We start from the raw sequence: 19,916 nt of genomic DNA, 5'->3' as shown, positions 1-19,916 counted from the left end.
GAAGTGGGCTTGTTACAATCATCTTTTAGTTGGAAATAGAGGTTAGTTTTCCATTGGTAAAATGCAGATAGCGCGTTGAGCGATAACCACGGTAAACCCATTGCTCAAATTCATTCGTAGCAGTTGTGGTGGTATTTACTTTATCTGGATAACCCCAAGTTGTCTTTTCGGCTTCCGATTTACTCATACCAATGCGAGGCTCTTTTTTTGCATCCCATTCAGCCTTAGCTTTTTCTGCTGCAGCCTGTTGTCCTTTGATTTTTGCCTGCGATTCTCTAACTTGAGAATTTAGTTCCTTGCCAGCACACGGCTTTCCTTGATAAACAGTATTTCCATTAACCGTGCATGTGTAAACTCCACCAGCAAACAAGCTTTGTGAAAGAGCTAAAATAAACAACCCTAATATGTATTTCATTGTTCCACCATACTTCCACAATGCTTGCACTTTATCGCTATTGCCTTAATTTCTTCAGCACAATAAGGGCAGGCTCTTAAATCTGATTGAATTTTTGGTTCTACTCGTTTCCCTGCATTATGAGAAAAGTAATCTTCTCCTACTACTTTTGCGGTAGTGGTTCTCCGTACATTCGACTCAGGTTGATTTTGTATACTTGGATCAATATTGTTCTCAACTGGCTTGTTTACAACCTTAGCAAACGCAGCGTAAACCAGTAAAAGACTACCTATAAATAAAAATACCCATCCATATTGTATTTGGACGGTACTCATCATTGCTTCCGCCATGCCGCCAAAAGGGTTGTCTTTAAGCTTATCTGCAACATCCCCTTTGATGCTATTTAGCTTATAGAGTAGATAAATAAAATCTATTATCACTATTAAAAGCGACACACCACCAGTAATTCGCAAAGGCTTTATATTATTTATAAAAGCAAGTATAAGGCTGATAATTGCCAATCCAAGCAATACATACCCATCTATACGACCACTACTAAATATGGATATCGATCCAGCGATAGGCATACTCACTATTGGGAGAAAAACCCCAAGCAAAAGAACAATACCGCCAACAAGACCAACTAATTGTTGTTTGGAGAATTCCATCACTCACGCTCCCAACCAATGCTATAGACTTTCCCATCTACAACAGTAATTTCGTAGCGTGCGTTATTCATGCGATATGTGTAAGTTGTGGCTTTGTGCGGCCAGCCTTTACGATCATGAATTACGTGATTATATGATGACACTGGTCTACCTAAGGCTTCCATCATACGACCTTGAGAATGCCCAACCTCAACAATCATGTTACTACCACGAACAGCATTTGTGGATTCCAAAGCAAATGCAGATGATGACGCAAGCAGAATTGCAGCAACCAATATTTTTTTCATAAAACACCCCTCTAAATTTATATAATTTTCAGGCATTTTAACAATTGGTTAATCAATCAACAACCTTCAAATCTTCCATAAGTTTTTTAAATTCACGGTTTTGAGCATGTTGTGCCGAACGCATTAAATTGACTTGTGACCGCATTTTTCTAAGCTCACTTCTTTGTGCGGCTTTTATATACTGCAGGTACGCACCGTATGACATATTCAAAATGTCCTCGTGACGATGGCCAGACTCAATTAAATACTGGAATGAATCAAACCAAGTGCTTTTCTCATTGCTTGGCTTGGTACGGCGTTTCGGCTTTTCAGGTTTGAAATATGCTGTATTCACAGTTAAGACTGCTCGCAGTATACCTAAAAATAAGGCTTGGTCATTCGCCACATTAAAAATGCTTTCTGTGGTCAGATTGGTAGTCATGACACAGGTTTGAATCACATCAACTGCATGAGCCTTAAAAAGCTCAATTAAAATTTCATCTGAATAATCTTTGTCTTTCAAATATTCTTTGACTGTTTCAGCATGTCTGCAGAATAGATCCAGTGACTTCACCTGAATCTGCTTTACTTCAATTTCGCCAATTTGAAGCGTGCGATTATCTGCTAAGAAAAAATCATTCATGATGGAATCTCAAAAAAGCCACCCGAAGGTGGCAGTGGTTTTTAGTCAAATAAGCATGGTTGAATCTGCCGATCCACGTTTGCAATTGCAGTGGTTAAGCAGTCACGTTGTTTTTTCCAAACCGATAACCCTTTTCCGCATGCACTTGCTATTTCTTTTTCACATTCAAGTTTTGCACTTAATGTTTCGCGCTCCCGAATAAGAGAAAAGTAATCGGTTTGCAATAAGGTGCGAGCCTCAAAAAATGCTTTAACAAGCGCTTTTTTGAAATCAATAACCTTTGGACTGTTCCGCATTAAAGTCATTAAAAAATATGATTGCTGCTCACTTAAAACAGCGTATCGAGTGTGGCGACCTTGGTTTGAATTTCGGATTTCAAATCCAGAATTCACTAAACCACCGTAATCGTAAGAACTTTCAAATCTCACTCGTCCAAATTCCTGAATGTCTTGCAGGTATGTTCTTACAATTTTAATTACACTGGCGTGCTGAATTCCTAATCCTAGTGCTATTTGCAAAGTGGTGGTGGTCGGCTCACCTTTTTGAACCTCAACCAATTTAACTACTGGATTAAATTTAGCATTCATAATTAACTCCTTTGAGTTGTGTTGAGCCTGAATGCAGAATGCAAATACAAACAAACAGGCATTAAAAAAGCCGACTTGTTAAGATCGGCTTTGCTTTAAAAAATATAGATTCTTGTCAATAGGTTGGTAAATCACTTGGGTTTGTAAAAATCAATTAATACAAAGCCAAACAATCTCAAAAAACAGGCACAAAAAAAGACGCTTATGCGTCGTGGAGTTTTCTTGTGCCTGTGTTGGTTTTAAGGCGCTTGTACCGATGGAATTGTTACGATATGGCCGTACAAACCAAGCGCTGCGTCGCTTTGTTTTGAAACATCAGACAACGCTTGACCTGAAATAGAGTATTGCCCTAATTCTTCGTGAATCAATGGGAATGTGGTTTCAGGTGACTTCTTAGTACGCCATAAACGAACGGCCATGTGCTCGCCAGTAGCTGTATTAATACCTTTGAAAAACAGCTCGTATTCTGTTTCAAAGTCCGATGCTAGTGTCGTATGTGTCACTGCACCAGTGGTATAGCTTGCCAAAATTGGCATGGTGAGACCTGCAACATCGTTAAAAACAACCGTACCGAACTTTAAGTCCACCGTGTACTTTGTTGGGTCTACTGTAACCGCTGTTCCAGTTGTTGAATCTTTAAATGACACGGTAGACAAGTTATAACCACCAAGCTTAATTTCCTGACCTGCCACCACAGTGCCAATATTTGCGTCGGCAATGGTTTCAGTGGTCACTTCTGTGGTTTCACCTGAAACGATGTATTTCAGGTTTTCTTTATCCACTTTTTCAAGCTGACCTGAGAAACTAACCGACGTAGTTTGAACCATGGTGAAGTCAGTTGTGCGCTTACCTGTCATGGATTCAGTGTGCTCTAAAATTTCAGCACCAATTTCCAATTCAAACTCTGGTACGTTGCCCAGATGACGCATTGCACCTGCCACACCATTGGTAATTTTAGATAAGTAAAATTCACCTTGTAGCGAAATATATTGAGTGCTCATTATTTAGCATCCCCCGCAATTTTCTTTGTTGTTGCAGCTGTGGTTTCCACTTCTTGAATGACACCATCAGCAACTAATTTTTTGATCTGATCTTCATTCAGACCGCCAACCAATTCGCCAACCTGAAAGCGACCTACAGGCTTTAAGGCTTTATATTGTTTCGCCATGTATGGCTCCTAGATAAACTTTTCAGATTCAAAAATAATGGTGATGTATGCAAAGCTTGAGCTATACCCATCACGTACAGACAAAAACCGCAATGGAATACGTGAAGAAGATGGCTTCCATCCCGCCAAAAGCTGAATGACTTTTTCAGTCAATGCGCCCGCCTCATCTGCTACAGCACTACCATCATTTAACTGTGATTGCGCATTGCGACATGCAACCGTAACCGACCATTGCTGACCGATCTGATTCAACTTGCTGTTACCCTTGGAGTCTTTTAAGTCGATACGCACAAAGTTCACATGGGCAGATGGTGTGACCTGCGACATTTCCGTCACGTTTACCGAATTAAGCGGTGTGTAAATCTTCCGCAGTTCTGGAATTTCATCCAATTTTTCGGCAATTTCATCACGCACCGCGAAGAATGTAGTCATTGATAAAATTTCCTACGATGTCTAAAACCATTTCCTCATCCTCTGCATTAATGCCAAGTTGAGTTCGTGGTGGTAAAACAGATTGCTTTACTTTGCGATATTGACCAGCTACTGCAAACGTAATGTACTGACCGTTTTTCGGAAGGATTGTCGCCCCATAATGAAGATACGGCGCATACTCAACATTGGTCCCAACTTCCACACCATTAGACAAAACATTATGTGTGTAGGAGTTCATCAAGCGCCCTGTATCACGCAGCGTTTGACCGCCTTGCTGTATTGCACGCCAAGACATTTTCCACGGATTACCATCTACATCACGCCCAGTAAAGAAACGATCCTGCACACTAAAAACAAGCCCTGAACCAATTTCATCAAATAGTTTTGACTTATCAGCATCGAACTGATTTAAGCGAGCAAAGATTGCTTCAATGGGTGAACTATCAGCTCTGATCGTGATTGCAAATGCCACACACACCTCACTTGATGCTAGGCATCATGTCTAAAGTGGAATCACCAAACACACCACCCTTGTAGCTGGTACCGATGGGCATTGTGGATGGTTTATTCTTTGGCTGGTCGTCCACGATTTGGTTGCTTACTGCATCCTGAATTTGCAAATGCGCTTTGTTGTTAGCCACCAACTTTAAAAATGAAACAGCATCTTCATAACGCTGTCGCACTTCATCCGTTGGCTGCTGAAAATAGAGGCGATAACGTGCAATGTCACACGCCATGCGCTCTAAATTACTTGGCACATTTGGCAACGGCAAAGCATAACGACCACCGATATAGCCGTTAATTTCTTCCGTTGCATCCTGAATGGCATCTTGAACCGCAGTCGATGCACTTGCATGCATCAATTTCAGTTCTTCGATTTCCTGACCAAATCGTGCAACCAAATTTGCTTCAGTTGCATACATAAATCACCTGTTAAGATGCAGCACCAGACAATTTCACCAATGCTTTAGGCTTAGCTACGATTGGCAACTGGTTAGCTTGAACATGCAGACCAAAGCCACGATCATAATCAAGCGTGCGTTGTTTTGCGTAGTATGGAAGTGCCAAAGTGTTCACTGTTTCGTTGAAGTCAGCAGGCGCTAAAGCAGTCATAAATACGTCCTGCGTACCGCGTGGGTAGGCATGACCTGTATTTGATGCGATAACAGGTGTAGAGCCAACTTTGTTGCGATTCACAATGAACTTTAAACCACCAAATTCAAAGCCTGACGTATTAGAACGCCCTAACTTTTGTTCAGCAGCAGACCAACCTAAAAACACTTCTTTCACGTTTTTATGGCTAGTAAGCGCATCATAGAAAGTACGATCTACTTCGACTTCGATTGATGTGTAAATCTCTTGACCTAAACCATCTTCGATAAGATCAATCACGTTTTGACACTTCGCCAACACGTTTGTAGTTGCTGTGCCAAGATCGAAATAAACAACTTGCTGTTGCACACCAAAGCGAGCGTTATAGTCCACAATGGTCGCACCATTTGCATCAAGGATGATGCCTTGCTTCGCTTTAGAACGGCGATAAGCCAAAGTCGCATCAATCTTGTTTTTCATAGATTGAAGCTTATCAAGCACTTTACCTTGTACGGTTTCAGCTTGTGTCGAACCAAATGCACGCACACCCATCACGTCAGATGCTAAAACAACATCCTCAAGCGGCATGTGTGGAATTGCAAATGATTCAGCAGTACGCACACCATCAGAGTTTTTTGGTGCTACACCACCCCATGCTGTTGTTGGCACTAGGATTGAATCTTCAGCATAAAACTCGATGTCAAATGACTTGGTTGTACCTGAGATTGGGCGAAATAGCTCAACATCGCCAGGATTGCCAATGCGAGTAGGCAGGCTGCTGATTGCAGCAGATAATTCTTGAGTTGAAAAAATAGGGTCCATGCGTAAGCTCCTATGCTGAACGAACTGTTGTGATATGCAACTTCGCAAGGTCCGCTAATGCTGCTGTTTGTTTTGCAGTTGCTAAACCTGATTTGAATGTCAGATTCTCAGCAACCACTTTTGCTGTACGTGCCACGATTACGCCTGCACCTGTTACGCCTGCACCTGTAGTTACTGCATCACCCACAAAGATGCCCGCAGCAACTTCATCGGTAGCGCCTGCGTAAATTTGCGCTTGTCCGTTGGCATTTAACGACACCACAGTGCCATCTGTTAGCTCTTGAGATGCAGCAACGACCACGTTTTCACGGCTTGGACGATGATTGCCATCAAGCTCGTTAGCAAGCCATGCCGATGTTGGTTTTCCTAAAGTAACTGTCATGAGTTATCCCCTGTTATTTACGTTCTTTTGCAAGATCGGCTAATGTTTTCTGACCTGCGTTAAATTGATTTTCGCCACCGTTGGCTTGATGAGTAAACAAGTGTGCAAATGCTGGATTTGCTAACGGTGCTTGTTGCTGCTGACCAGCTGGTGGTTGTTGCTGAGTCGATGCTGCAAATTGCTTAAGTGTTGCCGCCATCAAATCAAATGCATCATCTGGCATAGCCGCAAACTTGGTTTTTTCTTCAGCAGTAAATTCCTTGCCCAAATCTTTGGCCAAAGCATCAATGGCTGAATTACGTTTATCTGCAGCAAACTGTTTGTTTTGCTCAGTCAGAGTATTCACCTGACCTTCCAACTCTTGGATTTTCGCTTTCGCTTGTTCTAAGTCCACGTCTGTGTCCTCTTTGCTAGATTGTGTTGGGTTGTGGCTAGCTGCCACGGCGTTTGTGTTGTCATCTGCACCCAAAGCACAGAAAGACACTTCACGAATACGACCACCACGAAATACCGTGATTGGTCCTTGGTGAACTTTTCCATTGACCGTGACAGATGCATCAGCCTGAATTTCTTCTACTGATGACGGCTCAATACGAACCGACATTTGCCACGGAAAACCATCGTCAGAATCCTGAGCAACTTCGGTACCGAACTCGTTACTCATTAAGTCGCCTGAAACGACTAGGCCTTGCTGGTGATTAATGCTGTGTTCATTGATGACACCTGCACGCTGACGTGGTGAGTGATCGAGTAATGCGGGAATACGCCCTTTTATCTTCATAGAATCCAAATCAAAAATAATTCGATCCCAATACCAGTGGTCTGTAATCACTTCACCGCTATATGCCACGCCTGTGAAGGTGCGTTTTTTCTTGCCGTCTTCGGCTTGGTTGACGTTCAGATCACCAAGCCGAAAGCAATATTTGTCCTGTGTTTCCTCTACTGGCATTTTCATGCTCCAATAAAAAACCGCCCCAAATGGAGCGGTCATATTCATATTTAATTCAGTTCAGCAAAGGTTTTAGCGTGTAAATCAGCTTGCCTTTGATTGTTTCAATCGAAACCACTTCAAACGACAAGCCAAACGGAATCAAAACCCCTTGCCCTGCATTTAGCTTTTCCAGATCAATACCTAAACCTTTGGCATTCTGAATCTGAATCACGACGTCACCTGCAGAATCAACCATCAGCAATGGCGCATTAAATTGTACTGTTTGCCCGAGTTGATACGCTGCCACTTGCTGAATTGTTGCAGCGCCCACCACGGTTGAAGCCGTATTGCTTGCCACAGCCTGAATCGCTGCCATATCAGCACTTAGCCACCGTTTCAGTACATCATCAGCTAGTGAAGCTGCTGACGCATTTAAATACGTGCTCAGTGCCGTGTCATTACCCTGCACATAATCAATAAACGTCCGAATCGCTGTTGGTCTGATCTTTGGGTCAAGCGGGATGACTGTATCTGCAATCGTGTTGAACAAATCCCGACTCTTGTCATCCATGGGTGCAAACAAACTTGTCAGCTTTTTGGATGCAGTCCATTCAGCTTGAATGACTTGCTTTTGCTCAAGCAAGAACTCTTTATCCAGTGATGAATCAGCAATCTTTTTATCAACCAGTGATTCAAGTTCACCAAATTGCAAAGGATGCGATGACCAGTCCAAAGCCTCAGCGACATCAGGCAGTTTGTCATCTGGTGTGATGCCATATTTCAAGGCCTGCTTTTCGGTTAAGGCGATTACGGTGCAGCGGCAACGAAAACCAAGTGGCGGGTAATGCGTCAGCCAAAACGGATGCTCAAACGGCAAAACGATCTTATCTAAAGCCAAGTGGCTTGGACGCACCCGACTGTCATTAATCGCTGAATACATCAGGTACGGACGTTTAGCCTTGTTTCGGTTTTGTTGGATCCATCGCCCATGACCGTAAGCATTTTGAATATTGGTACGAAATACGTTGTCCAGATAATGCTTAGGCAACTCGATACCTTCTTTTTCAACCAACTTTTGAAAATCCTTAAAGGTACCGCCATCTGCAATGGATTTATTCACCGCCTTAATGACCGTTTCGATCTGCTCAAGACTCGACAAAAAACTCACCGTGGTTGCCATTTGCCGTGTTTTTAAATCCAGTGAGTAAAACTCATCAGAAAGCAGAATCTTGCGCTGCTGTGCATAGCGTAATGCTTCAAGGAATGTAACTGGCTGCAATGCTATTCCCCTTTACTCGCAGCCATATACCCTAAAATATCCGCAGCATACAAAGCCTGATCTAACTTGGCTGTAAACTCGGTTTTAGTGGCTTTTGGAATAAGCTGCATAAGATTGAACGCTAACGCCTCTGGAGTTTCCGATGTGCTTGCTAACTGCCTAATTTCAGCATCATTCAGCAGCGTTAAATCGTCCTGACCATCCGTCAATTCCTCAACTTCTTGCTGGGCACCTGATAGCTTGTTTGTCGATGCTTTAAAGCTAAACGCTTGACGTGGTAATGCGGTGAACTGATTAAAGCCAGTTTGAGTTTGCTCAACCAGATCACCTTCTTGTAAACCATATTCACGGATGAAATAGTCTTTAGAAAAATTAGCACCCGCATTTTTTAAATGCACATCACGCTCGGCTTGGTCTTTGTTTAGTGGCTTAGGTTTTTCACCAAGCATCACCTTATACTCGCCCCAACCATTCAGGGCACACAAAGCATCAACCACAGCCTGCAGTGTTGGTGTAACTAAGCGAATATCAGACTTTAACTTGTCCATTCGGACGTTATCATGCACCTGCCCCAATGCACGGCTGCCCACACCATCTGTACCACTTGTGAGCGTCTGCCCTAGCACAACCTTCTGAATCTGACGAATCAATTGATTGTTAAATGATTCAAATGCTGCACCTGCTGTGCCACTGGTACCTGCTGTTGAAAGAATTGAAACATCATCTTCAGCATCAATCGACAATACACTTTGAGCATGTGCATCGAGCAAAGCACGACTCATATCCTCGGTTTCAGTGTCTTTACACTTGCCGAGTAAAATTGGTGTACCAAAACGCTCTAAGAATTTTGCCCAAAACTTAAAGCCATTTTGCTTAAAGAAAAACAGCCAATACAGCGTTGCTAATAATGCTTTACCGTATGGCTGTTGATATGTAGCTTTACGTCTGGTTAAGAAAAACTTAAATACTTGATCAACTTCACGTTCAACGCCTGTGCCATCTGGTCGATAGATCAAGCGTCCGTCATTTTTTGGTTCAAACCATTCCATCGGCTTTTCGCCAATCCATTGCAGCCCGATATAACCTTCAGGTTTTAGCTCATACACGGCTTCTTGAACTGAATAGCCAAACAGCAAGCCATTCATGGCACCACTAGCAATCTCAAAAAACCATTCTTTTAAAATAGCATTTAAGTTTTCCGACTCTGCTGTATCGCTTGGCTCAATTCGTAACGGCGTTGCCAGTAAAGCATCGACACGTGTTTCTACTGCTTGTGCAATCTCATCATCATCAAGCAAAACGCGCAATTTATGCCGTGCAATACCCGCTTTGCGAAGCACTTCATCTATATCAGGCTGCTTGCCAAAATTAGATAAAAACTGTGTGACTGCTTCTTGAGTGTATAAGTTCCCATAAGACAAAGCCTTTTTTGACGCTTTGCCCTCTTTAGACTTTGCCATGTGTTTATTCCGAGCATAAAAAAAGCCCGCATTTCTGCGAGCTATGTTTGATTTGAAAAGTACGGATAGAGTTTAAAAACGTGTCTTTGACGTCTATTTTTAATAAGTCCGACTACCTGCACCTGCAGGTTTTTTTGGTGTTCTGCCTTTGATTAATGGCTGTAATGCGTATCGAATCGCATCAATGTGGTGGTTATACATATCAAGAATGACAGGCAGTACATCACCCGCACGATTGACTTTGTACGAATACAGACGAAATTCCATAGCTGTTTCAGTGCAACGTGGATGAATCACAATCTTTTTAAATTTCTTTAAGTACGTGATGCCATCTTCAACACTTCCCGCACCTTTTTCCGCAGCTTCAATCTTAAAACCTTGTCGCTTTAAGTAGCTGATCGTTTCAGGTCGTGCTGAGTCTGCTCTGATTTTGTGTTCTCTTGCACCCGGCACTTCATCGAATAGCTTTGGCAAGTGGTCAATTTCACAACCAACCTGATTTACTTCATATTCGATATACAAAACATCATCATGCACCCACATTTTATTTAGTGTGGTCGGGTCTTTAGCAAAGCCCCAGTCAGCACCGTAATAAACATCAACCCAATCAGGCTGCGGCTCAAATTCTTCAACAACATAATGGCCACTAAATACAATCGAGTCTGAATACTCAAGATAAGCGCCACGCCATACATGCTCGAATAAAGCCCATGCGTTTGCATCGCCTGCTTCTTGCATCTGAATTGCACGCTGACGATCTGCCTTGTATTCATCGAGTAGGGTTTTTCCTGCGAATGGATTGTTGTCAATATTGACCTCAACCACAATGCTGCTTTCAGGTGCAAACTCACCTCGCAAGAAGTCATCAATCGGATCGTGTTTTGACTCAGGGTTCCATGATGCCCATATCTCAGCACCCTCTGTACGCATTGTTGGACGTAGTAGACGCAATGACTTATCAGATAGTCGATTTGCTTCTTCAATCCATGCACGTCTAAATCCCTCTAGTGACTTGATTGAATCAGCCGTATGGTCTTGCATACCCTGAAACAGAATCACGCCATCACCGCCAATACGCTTAATTAAGTCACGCTGACAGTCGAAGTAATCAGACAATCCAAGTGCTTTAATCTTATCCTCAATCAATTGCTTTGATGAAAACTTGATAGACTTTTGCACTTCACGAATACATACAGCGCGAAGCTCTTTGTCTGCAAAGCAATCCTCAACCAATGCTTCTGCAAAGAAATGTGATTTACCTGAACCACGACCACCGTATGCACCTTTGTAGCGCGATGGTTTTAATAACGGCAATGCCCATCGTGGCGTTTGAATCTCAAGCTCCACAATGTCACTCCTTAGTCAATTACTCGCCTTGTAATGGTTACGTTAATGTCACCACCGTTAGGACCTGAATGCTCAATTTTTTCTTTGAACATGCCTAAGTGTTTACCAAGCAACTCCAAACCTTTTAATGCACCCTGTTCTTTAAACATGAACGCTTGAGCAAGCTCACCATCTTCGGTCTGAGTTAAGCAATTGTCCACCTGTTGCACCTGCATACATCGCTCAATGACTTTTTGAATATTGGTTAACACATAGTCTTGTGTAATTTGAGTGCGTTCTTCTCGCTTTGCTTGAGCCTCTGCAATGGCTTCTGAAATACTAAGTTTTGCTAAGTTTTGTGCGCCTTGCTCGTTTGCCGTCCTTGGCGAGTAACCCGCACGAATCGCGGCTTGTGTAGCATTTAGGTCTATCAGATATTCTTCGACAAACCTTTGCTGTTTAGGCGTTAGGTTCGCCATATCTTTACTCCATTGCAAACATCAAATCATCTGGTGTACTTAAATATTTCCCATGCTTCAAACAGAATGCATGAATGTCATTCAGGTACTCAGCAAACTGTTCAACACTTGCGTCAGTCGTTGTGATTAATTCATTCAATCCATCTGCCACTTGCTGATACATCGGATGCCGTTGTTCTTTCAAAACCTTAACCGCTGCAAACGTCTTTCGATATTGACCCACATCATCACGATGATAAATACGCGCTAAGAATTGCTTCTTGAAAAATAAATGCTCTGCGTCTTTATCTGTGCCTTGATGCTTCGACCATTGAGATAACCAGAGCCAATAGAGACGATTCTGCGCCTTGCTTCGATCTTCTTGTTTCTGATCTATGCGAACAACCAACGGCTTACCATCTTCACACGCTGCCGCATGATGCCTGTGCATATAAGCAATGGCTCGACCTACTTCTTCAAATGACTTGATAACAAAGCATGCGGGTTCGAGTTTGACTTTCGCATCCATCAAAACACCTCACCACCTTTTCGCATCATCAACTCAGTTTTGACTAGCCACTTCTCAAACATCGCTTCGCTTTCTGCCCGACTGCCTAACTCAAACCGATCAAACGCAGCATGGCAGATTGCACATAAGGGAATTGCAAAAAGGTCAGAACTTTTGATTCCTCTGCCCTTACCGTGCTTCGCTGAATTACTGTGTGCCGCTTGCGAGTTTGGATTTCCACACCTTACACACGGAAGCTTACGGATCTCTGCCAGTCGTTTAGGACTGCGCATTGAGTTGCTTCTCTATGTTGTAAATCTGTCTGCCAATCTTCTTTAATTCAGCACCACAGTCTTGTTTAAACGCATAGCTTGAAAACAGATGGTTGTAATTCATTAACCGCACTTGGTTTGCTTTAAGTATTTCTAAATTTTTAGATGCTTCGACACGATCAACCATGACCACCACCAATAAAAAGAAAAACCCCGCCAATAATGCATATTGAGCAGAGTCTTATGTGCCGTAATACGTTCGGCAAATGCCACCGAAGTGGCGAGGGTTACTTTGTTTTGCCACACTTTCTACATTCAACTTGAATGAAAATATCCGACTCATAGTCGTAATCGTGAACACAGAACAATCGTTTTAAGAATTGGAGCATTTGATTCTCCTTTCTAATTAATTACGAGAGACAAACTATTTTGCTTCTCGTTTTTAGAATCTGAATGACGGCATTCAATTTAAACCACTACGATTAAAGGGAAGCCGCCATAAAAAGCCCTTTTCGCAGGGCTAAACGCTACTCACAATCACACACACCCAACATGCACGGTCTGCTTTACTTGCTTTCAATCCTCTTTAAGTCGGGGCGCTACTCCCTGATCTAGATTCCCGAAGGAAGTTTACTCAATGGCATGTTCCACTGGTCAGCACTCCAGTAGGCTTAGGTCGCCTTTTTACAGGCAACAAAAAAGCCCACATTTCTGTGAGCCTTTACTATCAGTCTTTCCTGATCGTCATTTGCTGTTCAAGTGGCTTGCGTATAGTTTTGCCACTATACAAAAAATATAGCTTAGCGACGGCTACGTGTCAATTCCTTTCTGTACTCATCTACATAAAAATCAATTTCTTCCATGAATCCATCAAGGATATTTTCAGCCATATAACTTAGGTACTTGTACCGCTTCCCATAAGTGTCTGCATTAACTTCCGTAATTCCAAAAAAGTTAAGCTGACCTTGTGCTGTACGCTCACCTTTAAGTCGTGGTCGCAAGTTATAAAACACCGCCATTTTTGCCAATTTCATACAAAATGCCTCAAGGTTGAACTTTTGGCGTTGCACTTTTTCCTCTGCTGCATAATGTAGAATTTTGGCAATGTAGTTGCACAGAATTTTAAACGCCTCTGTATTATCCCGATAATCACCCCACACCAATAATTCACAGTATGCTTTGCATGCTGGGCATTCGATTGAAGCAATTGCAGCACAGCGATCTTCCCATGACGGTCCTTTTTCACCAGTACCTTTTGGCTCTTCAGTGTAATCAATTGCTTTAAGCCCGATTTGAGTAAGCCATTCAAGATTTGTCATTTTTTCTGTCGCCGCATTCATCCCTATTCCCCTAAATCACACTCAATGCTTTCAATAATGCAAAAATCACCACACCCTGAATAACCAAAGCACACGCCGATGCAATCTTATATGTCCAGACTTTTTCGCCACGATGAAGTTGGTTGCATTGGTTTTCGTGGTGCTCCATGCGTTTTTTAATCTGCTTACCCCGATATGTCATGTAATACAGCGGGTTAACCAGACCGATGCAGCTCAAGAAAAATTGGTATGCGATAGACACCACCAAAACCCACACCACTATTTGCTCTAATTCCATTCCTATTCCCCTAAATTTCTCTAATCTCTAAACCATGAACCGATTTCATTAAGTGCTTTTTCAAGCGATAAACTGGCAAACTCCGCGTCATCTTGCTTTTGACATCCTCGACAACCAGCTGCCCTTTTTCCTGATAAACAAAATCTGCGACATACTTGATTGCTGGCTTGCGTCTTGGCTCATTTTCAAACTTGACCGACTCAGCCAAAATGAAAGCTTTTTGCAGCTCTAAGCTCTCGATCTCCCCTGCACGTTCTAACAGTGATAAATCCCGATAACGCCTTGCTTCTTTTTGACTATCGAAAGTGATGCCGTTAAGCACCACCTTCTTGTTGTTGTATTTAGTCACTCAGTGCTCCCGCATAATCTGACTCGTAGCTCCCCATTACTTCAAGCATCCCTTTTTCACACGCTCTTTCCGCCAAAGTTGCATATCCAGCAATGTCGCGATAGTTGTCAAAATATTGCGGGTCGCCATTTACAGCTCTTGCAATCTTGTTGCAAATCATAAAAAGACTGGTTTTCTGCTCTGCGTTTAAATGCTCGTAGTTTGCGCCACATTCAACGATAGCCATGAGCTGCTGAGTTGTACCCGCCACATCGGAATAATTGCCATATCGAGCGCCACGTTCGTTTAATGTGTTGTTAATCTCACTCATTCCAAACTCTCCACTCCCCACGAATCAAATCTTCATGCAATTTGCTTTCTTCATCTGCTGCTCTGTGCATCGCTTCAAGCTGCTCTAGCAGTAATTCCTTTTCTTGCAAGTCAGTCGTTCGATTCGCCTGATCTCTCAATTCTGAAAATCCTGTCATGCTGCCAACTCCTGTAAACGATATTTTCTGCGCATTCCGCGATTCACACGCTCTGCTTTAAACTTGTTGTAAGACTCAAAATCTTTAAATTTCACATCTGCTTTCATGTAGCACATGCACTTAAACAGCTTGTAACCCTTATCTAAAAATGGCTTATGCACATCATCGGTTTCTTTCTCTAAGCCTTTCCATCTGCGTTTAAAGCCGTGTTCATCCACCACTTTTTTATCGCTACCACCAAGCTTGAATTGGTCGTAAGTCATACTTGGAACATCGAACTGCACTGCTGAACTCTGAATGTCGATTGGGTCGTCTTGGTGGTAATAGTAAGAGTCCATGCCTACAAAAAACGCAGTGTCATCCACCATCAAATCCCAAAAAATTGGCACAACAAGATCACCATCGAAATACTCATACATACCCTCGATACTTTCTTTTTGTGACAGGCCAGCCGCTTTTAATCTGTCTGATGCTTCGGTCAATTCAACATCATCAAACGATGACCAAAGCTCATAAGTTTTAGCCAATTCGTTTCGATACAGATTGACTAGCTTGTTCGGGTTATATTTCTTATTGCGCTTTTTCATGCCGACACCCCACGTTTTTGATTAAACTTTTTCTGCGATGCTTTACTGCAAGCCATGCAGCGAAATTCGTTTTTGTTTCTGCTCTCTACTCTGTGCGCTCGAAACTCTGTGTAACCATGCACCCGACACAATCCCTCAAATAGATTTGTGCCACTTACTAAAGCTTGGTCCATACGCTCGTTGTTAAAAATCGCTCGCTCACGTCGATCTAACTGCACCTGGTCAAGCTTCGGGTTTAAATACTCACGATTAAGTTTTAATTTGCACTCAAGGCAGCGCGATACACCGCCATAAATTCGATATGACGTGTACCCATGTTTTGCGCATGGTGCCGTGAAGATTCTCTCTCCGCGTGCAATGGCTTGTTTAGCAAGTGACATCACCTCTGATCTACGCAATGTTTCTACAGATGGCTCTTTCTTTTTTGCTCTCCTGCCTTTTGTTGGCGCTTTGATCTTCTTTTCTGCCGCCAAAGCGTTACGCTCACCATGCTTGAAATTGGCAATCACATCCTTAATCGCATCCCATCGCTCTTTACCAATCAGGGTTGAGCCTGTTTTGGCGTTATAGATCGTTTTGTGTGAAACCATTGCTAGACTGCAAAGCGCATTCAAGTCGCCATGAATCGCGTTTTTAAAGAAATTAGAAAGCACTAATATTTGCTCTTTCATTCGCTCTTTCTTCGCAAGCTCTCTTTGCACTTTTGCTTCAGCTCTAGCCTGCTCTTGTTGCTTCAATTTTTCTTCTTTGCGCTTTTGCAACTCGCGCACTCTTTGGTTCGCAAGCTCAATACGCTCAAGGCTCTCTAACTCAGCCTGTTTTTTGTCAGCGTAATTACCTTTAGCGACTGGTAATCTCCCATCAGGAAAATTAGAGAATCCCATCGGCAACTCAGTAATTTGGTTTTTAGCCAGCCAAGCTTCAATTTCATTATTTAATCGTTCAGATTCGATTTGTTTTTGATAAATACTCATGCTGCACCACCAAAAACGTTTTTTTCTAATTTATTTAAAAACGCCACTTGCCTACGCTTAAAATCCACACGCTGTATAGCTTTGAGCATTAGCGTAGACAAAAACATGGGGTACACCCCTCTACACAAATAATTAATTAAATATATAAAAAAAGGGTATATATATATTTTGTCTACGTTATTAGTGTATGCCTTGCTATGACTGGCTTTTAACCGTAGGCAAAAATGTCTACGTTTAGCCAACGTTAATGACTTATTTTCCATTTTCGTACTCCTCCACGTACTTTTTCAGCACGTAGACAATTCGCGCCCGACCACGACCACTAGGCGGGTCAATCTTAATCTGTTCAATTAGTTCTTCGCGTCTTAGTGCAGCAAGAATCTGCTCACGCTGCTGGGTGGGCGTAGCAGCAAACAGTCTTGAGTTTTGAGATAATTCGCGCTCAGTCAGACCGCGTTTTGCAGCTCGCGTTATGTATTCGAGAGCATTCAAATAACCACGATGGAACTCACTGTCAGCAACTTTGGTCGCAACAGCATTCATGAACTTGGTCCCGTGGTAGTACACAAAAGTAATGGCCCAATTCATAAGCCGACTGGTGATTAGTGGACTTTTCGGGCTTTCACAGACTGCCAGCATGGTCGCAATGCGCATTGCATTTTCTTGATAGCGCCGAGTTAAATCGGGAAGCTCGAAACCGCCTTGCGCTTCCTTTTCCTCTAGCATCTCTGCAAATGCGTTTATTAGCTCGTATGCGCCATCCGAGAACTCAACATCAATAGGACTAGGCGCAATGGTGTAATCGGTGTCCATGCCCTGCAAACTGCCCTCTACAGGCATGTTTGGTCTGATGGATTGAATCCATTGCTTTAAGTCGTCAGGCAACGGCGTTCTTTTTATGGATTTTTTGCCTTCCGTAGGCTGTACTGCCTGAATCACCACAAAACGGTTTAAAAAACCGTCCTCGATTTCAACGGTAGACAGGTTGTGAAATACCTGATTTGGAGTTGCCAGTCCAAGTATGGTGATTGACGGCCAGTGCACAATGTTCTGCTGTTTTGCAGCGTCACGCTCATGCGGTTTCAGGCTCATTTTTGAATAGTTGCGTGGCACCAATAGACTTGTGTTAGCTGAGTAAGCCTCAGTTACCGTGGTGAACGCTTCGGCCTGCTGACTGTTCCCTGATCGTCTAGCTGATTGCAATTGCTTTCCGATCTCGTCACTAATCTGAATATGACAAGGAGAATCAAACAGCGCACTAAAGACCGCGCCTGGTGAAGTGTTGCCAGAACCCGAAAGCAGCGAAAGTAATCCAGTTTCGGCAAGCATATTCTGCACACCAACTTTGATATAGTTTTTACCAACACCCGTTTCACCGAGCACCATGTAATACATTGCACTTGTATTAGACTCTGTAGAGCAATAGATCCGACCGCTCACTGTCGCACATGCAGCCAATACGCCAGCTTGTGAAATCTGATACTGAGGATTTCGGCTAAATGAATTAAACCAGTCAACAAGTCGGTTCATGTTCTCAACAGGGAAAGTTTTAATTTCCTCTGGAACATCATCCTCAACCTGATTAGTCAAAATCACATCACTGAGCAACGGAGAATCATCTTCAACCTGCACGGACAGCAAGGGCGAAACATCACTCATGGTGTGAATCCAACCCTGATCTTTTGCAATTGCAAAAATGCTTGCAATACCAATACCGTCCAAGCCCATATATCTGAACGAGCGCCAAACGCGATACTGGTCCTTAGGGTCAAACTTTCCTGACTTGATCGACCAATCACACCAGATTTGATAGCCGCGACTATCACCAGTGGCATGCAAGGCCATGCCCACTTTCAGCCATGTATCACGATCATCTGAATCAACAAAGTCTAAAGCCTGCATTAAGTCACGGACTTGTTCACTTGAAAGTACCTGTAATGGCGCGGTACTTGGCGCGTTCGAGTAATTGGCCTTGCTACCATTTGCAAGGTCACGCATCCAGTCTGGTAAATTACTTGGCAACGCACCCTCAAGCGGATTGCTTGATAATTCCCACTCATACTTAAAGCCTGAAATATGGTTACTTGGTGCCAGGATGATGTAGCCATTCATTTTAAGATCGACACCATCACCCAACTTGCCAGGAAGGTTCCCGTTTGGTTTGATGAAAATACGATGCTCACCACCACCACCAGTTAGCGCGGTTACGTCGGATTCAATTTTCCCATGCACATGCTCAAGCTCATCAATGGTGTAATCGCCACCGTTGCGCGGATCTATATCAACGGCGCATAGTCCAGACTTCTCAAGAAACAGCGCAATATTGGCTTTTGGGTATTTTTTCCACCACTCTTTTATGATTTCTTTATCATCGGTTGCATTTTTCTGACCATGTGGGGCGCATGCGGTAATCGGATGCTTACCTGGTGAAACGCAATTGGTCTTACAGGCACATGCACCATCTTCAATCCACCAACACGGAAAAATATGCCAACCAAGATCAGCATAAGCATAAGCAGCTTTTAAGCTCTCGCTTTGTGGTGGAATGTTCACAATGTTGTTCATCTGCCACCTTTTACAAAATAAGCATTACGTGGTTTTCCACGACCTGACGGTGATGGAATAAGTACCAATTTAATTTCTTCTAAATCAATCAATTGATTAATTATTCTTTCCGCAATTTCCAAGTCGCGTTGCACAGCTCTTGAGTTCTTTTTCAGCTCATTTAGCGTTACGCCTCTTGCTGGATTAGCGTGAACCATGCGCAAAATATCTTGTTTAATTTTGCTTTCGATAACATTGTCATCTGTGATTTGGACTTTCTGCTTACCCTTGCGTGTAAGCAATGCAACTTGGTATTGCATTTGCTCAACTTGGTTTTTAAGTTGATTGAATTCTTGGGATGAGATTGCGATTGTGTTTTGTTGTGTTGATAACTCCAATTGCTTCCATCGACTTACAACACGATGGCGCAAAACAACGCTGTAACCTGTGACCAGAGTCATTGTTAAATTTTCATCGAGAAGGTATTCAGTATAAGTTTGACCATTTTGGGGGTGTGTCCAGTTTTGGGCATACCCCTCTGAATTTAAATTAAGAGCGTCAAACATAACTTCAATGTCACGGCAAACATGCTTGTGCTGCTTTTCGCAAAGCTCCGCAATTTCGCGACTCGACATGGTTTTTTTATTTTCAGCAAATTGTGCTAAAATATTCATTGTTCATGATCCTTAA

Annotated in this window: 29 protein-coding genes; all 29 read right to left on the bottom strand. The window is 42.8% G+C overall.

Annotation, left to right across the window (positions count from 1 at the left end; translation table 11 throughout):
- Window positions 1–25 precede the first annotated feature (25 nt).
- The 29 genes from FTU39_RS08890 to FTU39_RS08750 all read right to left on the bottom strand — a co-directional run bounded on the left by FTU39_RS08890 (window position 26) and on the right by FTU39_RS08750 (window position 19,900).
- The gene (locus tag FTU39_RS08890; protein ID WP_180052057.1) at window positions 26–415 is read right to left on the bottom strand and encodes a DUF4124 domain-containing protein; all 390 of its coding nucleotides are present in this window, start codon (window positions 413–415) and stop codon (window positions 26–28) included.
- The gene (locus FTU39_RS08885; protein ID WP_180052056.1) at window positions 412–1,062 is read right to left on the bottom strand and encodes a zinc ribbon domain-containing protein; all 651 of its coding nucleotides are present in this window, start codon (window positions 1,060–1,062) and stop codon (window positions 412–414) included. The genes FTU39_RS08890 and FTU39_RS08885 overlap by 4 nt, the downstream gene beginning before the upstream one ends.
- Window positions 1,062–1,349, bottom strand: a complete 288-nt coding sequence (locus FTU39_RS08880) for a hypothetical protein (RefSeq protein ID WP_180052055.1) — start codon at window positions 1,347–1,349, stop codon at window positions 1,062–1,064. The genes FTU39_RS08885 and FTU39_RS08880 overlap by 1 nt, the downstream gene beginning before the upstream one ends.
- A gap of 52 nt (window positions 1,350–1,401) precedes the next feature.
- Window positions 1,402–1,971, bottom strand: coding sequence for a hypothetical protein (locus tag FTU39_RS08875; protein ID WP_180052054.1), 570 nt, complete (start codon window positions 1,969–1,971; stop codon window positions 1,402–1,404).
- Window positions 1,972–2,012: 41 nt separating this feature from the next.
- The gene (locus tag FTU39_RS08870) at window positions 2,013–2,558 is read right to left on the bottom strand and encodes a Rha family transcriptional regulator (RefSeq protein WP_180052053.1); all 546 of its coding nucleotides are present in this window, start codon (window positions 2,556–2,558) and stop codon (window positions 2,013–2,015) included.
- A gap of 239 nt (window positions 2,559–2,797) precedes the next feature.
- Window positions 2,798–3,559 carry a hypothetical protein gene (locus FTU39_RS08865; RefSeq protein WP_180052052.1) on the bottom strand — a complete coding sequence of 254 codons (762 nt, stop codon included), beginning with the start codon at window positions 3,557–3,559 and terminating at the stop codon, window positions 2,798–2,800.
- Window positions 3,559–3,726: a hypothetical protein gene (locus tag FTU39_RS08860; protein WP_180052051.1), complete on the bottom strand. Its 168-nt coding sequence runs from the start codon at window positions 3,724–3,726 to the stop codon at window positions 3,559–3,561. The genes FTU39_RS08865 and FTU39_RS08860 overlap by 1 nt, the downstream gene beginning before the upstream one ends.
- 9 nt (window positions 3,727–3,735) lie before the next feature.
- Entirely contained in the window at window positions 3,736–4,158 is a 423-nt protein-coding gene (locus tag FTU39_RS08855; protein WP_180052050.1) for a hypothetical protein, read from the bottom strand.
- Window positions 4,133–4,630, bottom strand: coding sequence for a phage virion morphogenesis protein (locus FTU39_RS08850; protein ID WP_180052049.1), 498 nt, complete (start codon window positions 4,628–4,630; stop codon window positions 4,133–4,135). Before FTU39_RS08850 ends, FTU39_RS08855 begins: the two co-directional genes overlap by 26 nt.
- Before the next feature lie 7 nt (window positions 4,631–4,637).
- A complete protein-coding gene (locus tag FTU39_RS08845) occupies window positions 4,638–5,081 on the bottom strand; it encodes a gp436 family protein (protein WP_180052048.1) in 444 nt (147 codons plus the stop codon).
- A 10-nt stretch (window positions 5,082–5,091) separates the two neighbouring features.
- Window positions 5,092–6,072, bottom strand: a complete 981-nt coding sequence (locus FTU39_RS08840) for a major capsid protein (RefSeq protein ID WP_180052047.1) — start codon at window positions 6,070–6,072, stop codon at window positions 5,092–5,094.
- 10 nt (window positions 6,073–6,082) lie between these two features.
- The gene (locus tag FTU39_RS08835) at window positions 6,083–6,454 is read right to left on the bottom strand and encodes a head decoration protein (RefSeq protein ID WP_180052046.1); all 372 of its coding nucleotides are present in this window, start codon (window positions 6,452–6,454) and stop codon (window positions 6,083–6,085) included.
- A gap of 13 nt (window positions 6,455–6,467) precedes the next feature.
- Window positions 6,468–7,403: a hypothetical protein gene (locus tag FTU39_RS08830; RefSeq protein WP_180052045.1), complete on the bottom strand. Its 936-nt coding sequence runs from the start codon at window positions 7,401–7,403 to the stop codon at window positions 6,468–6,470.
- Between the two features lie 55 nt (window positions 7,404–7,458).
- Complete coding sequence (locus FTU39_RS08825) at window positions 7,459–8,664, bottom strand: phage minor head protein (RefSeq protein ID WP_180052044.1); 1,206 nt, start codon at window positions 8,662–8,664, stop codon at window positions 7,459–7,461.
- 2 nt (window positions 8,665–8,666) lie between these two features.
- Complete coding sequence (locus tag FTU39_RS08820; RefSeq protein WP_180052043.1) at window positions 8,667–10,124, bottom strand: DUF935 family protein; 1,458 nt, start codon at window positions 10,122–10,124, stop codon at window positions 8,667–8,669.
- A 99-nt stretch (window positions 10,125–10,223) separates the two neighbouring features.
- Window positions 10,224–11,471 carry a PBSX family phage terminase large subunit gene (locus FTU39_RS08815; RefSeq protein ID WP_180052042.1) on the bottom strand — a complete coding sequence of 416 codons (1,248 nt, stop codon included), beginning with the start codon at window positions 11,469–11,471 and terminating at the stop codon, window positions 10,224–10,226.
- An 11-nt stretch (window positions 11,472–11,482) separates the two neighbouring features.
- A complete protein-coding gene (locus FTU39_RS08810; RefSeq protein ID WP_180052041.1) occupies window positions 11,483–11,929 on the bottom strand; it encodes a terminase small subunit in 447 nt (148 codons plus the stop codon).
- Window positions 11,930–11,933: 4 nt separating this feature from the next.
- Window positions 11,934–12,437 (bottom strand): hypothetical protein, encoded by a 504-nt coding sequence (locus FTU39_RS08805; protein ID WP_180052040.1) that lies wholly within the window; start codon window positions 12,435–12,437, stop codon window positions 11,934–11,936.
- Complete coding sequence (locus FTU39_RS08800) at window positions 12,437–12,709, bottom strand: DUF968 domain-containing protein (RefSeq protein WP_180052039.1); 273 nt, start codon at window positions 12,707–12,709, stop codon at window positions 12,437–12,439. The genes FTU39_RS08805 and FTU39_RS08800 overlap by 1 nt, the downstream gene beginning before the upstream one ends.
- The gene (locus FTU39_RS08795) at window positions 12,696–12,875 is read right to left on the bottom strand and encodes a hypothetical protein (protein WP_180052038.1); all 180 of its coding nucleotides are present in this window, start codon (window positions 12,873–12,875) and stop codon (window positions 12,696–12,698) included. The genes FTU39_RS08800 and FTU39_RS08795 overlap by 14 nt, the downstream gene beginning before the upstream one ends.
- Before the next feature lie 613 nt (window positions 12,876–13,488).
- On the bottom strand, window positions 13,489–14,028 hold the full coding sequence (locus tag FTU39_RS08790) for a hypothetical protein (RefSeq protein WP_180052037.1): 540 nt from the start codon (window positions 14,026–14,028) through the stop codon (window positions 13,489–13,491).
- Between the two features lie 10 nt (window positions 14,029–14,038).
- The gene (locus FTU39_RS08785) at window positions 14,039–14,305 is read right to left on the bottom strand and encodes a hypothetical protein (RefSeq protein ID WP_180052036.1); all 267 of its coding nucleotides are present in this window, start codon (window positions 14,303–14,305) and stop codon (window positions 14,039–14,041) included.
- Between the two features lie 10 nt (window positions 14,306–14,315).
- Entirely contained in the window at window positions 14,316–14,654 is a 339-nt protein-coding gene (locus FTU39_RS08780; protein ID WP_180052035.1) for a DUF1064 domain-containing protein, read from the bottom strand.
- A complete protein-coding gene (locus FTU39_RS08775; RefSeq protein ID WP_180052034.1) occupies window positions 14,647–14,964 on the bottom strand; it encodes a DUF6378 domain-containing protein in 318 nt (105 codons plus the stop codon). Before FTU39_RS08775 ends, FTU39_RS08780 begins: the two co-directional genes overlap by 8 nt.
- On the bottom strand, window positions 14,957–15,121 hold the full coding sequence (locus FTU39_RS08770; protein ID WP_180052033.1) for a hypothetical protein: 165 nt from the start codon (window positions 15,119–15,121) through the stop codon (window positions 14,957–14,959). Before FTU39_RS08770 ends, FTU39_RS08775 begins: the two co-directional genes overlap by 8 nt.
- Window positions 15,118–15,708, bottom strand: coding sequence for a hypothetical protein (locus tag FTU39_RS08765; protein ID WP_180052032.1), 591 nt, complete (start codon window positions 15,706–15,708; stop codon window positions 15,118–15,120). Before FTU39_RS08765 ends, FTU39_RS08770 begins: the two co-directional genes overlap by 4 nt.
- Window positions 15,705–16,682 carry a hypothetical protein gene (locus FTU39_RS08760; RefSeq protein WP_180052031.1) on the bottom strand — a complete coding sequence of 326 codons (978 nt, stop codon included), beginning with the start codon at window positions 16,680–16,682 and terminating at the stop codon, window positions 15,705–15,707. The genes FTU39_RS08765 and FTU39_RS08760 overlap by 4 nt, the downstream gene beginning before the upstream one ends.
- A 252-nt stretch (window positions 16,683–16,934) precedes the next feature.
- The gene (locus FTU39_RS08755; protein ID WP_180052030.1) at window positions 16,935–19,247 is read right to left on the bottom strand and encodes a bifunctional DNA primase/polymerase; all 2,313 of its coding nucleotides are present in this window, start codon (window positions 19,245–19,247) and stop codon (window positions 16,935–16,937) included.
- On the bottom strand, window positions 19,244–19,900 hold the full coding sequence (locus tag FTU39_RS08750) for a Rha family transcriptional regulator (protein ID WP_180052029.1): 657 nt from the start codon (window positions 19,898–19,900) through the stop codon (window positions 19,244–19,246). Before FTU39_RS08750 ends, FTU39_RS08755 begins: the two co-directional genes overlap by 4 nt.
- Between the last annotated feature and the right edge of the window lie 16 nt (window positions 19,901–19,916).

Source organism: Acinetobacter sp. YH12099 (assembly GCF_013419195.1).
GTDB lineage: Bacteria > Pseudomonadota > Gammaproteobacteria > Pseudomonadales > Moraxellaceae > Acinetobacter > Acinetobacter towneri.
Note: the sequence above shows the minus strand (reverse complement) of the source record. Positions and strands in the feature narration are given on the sequence as shown.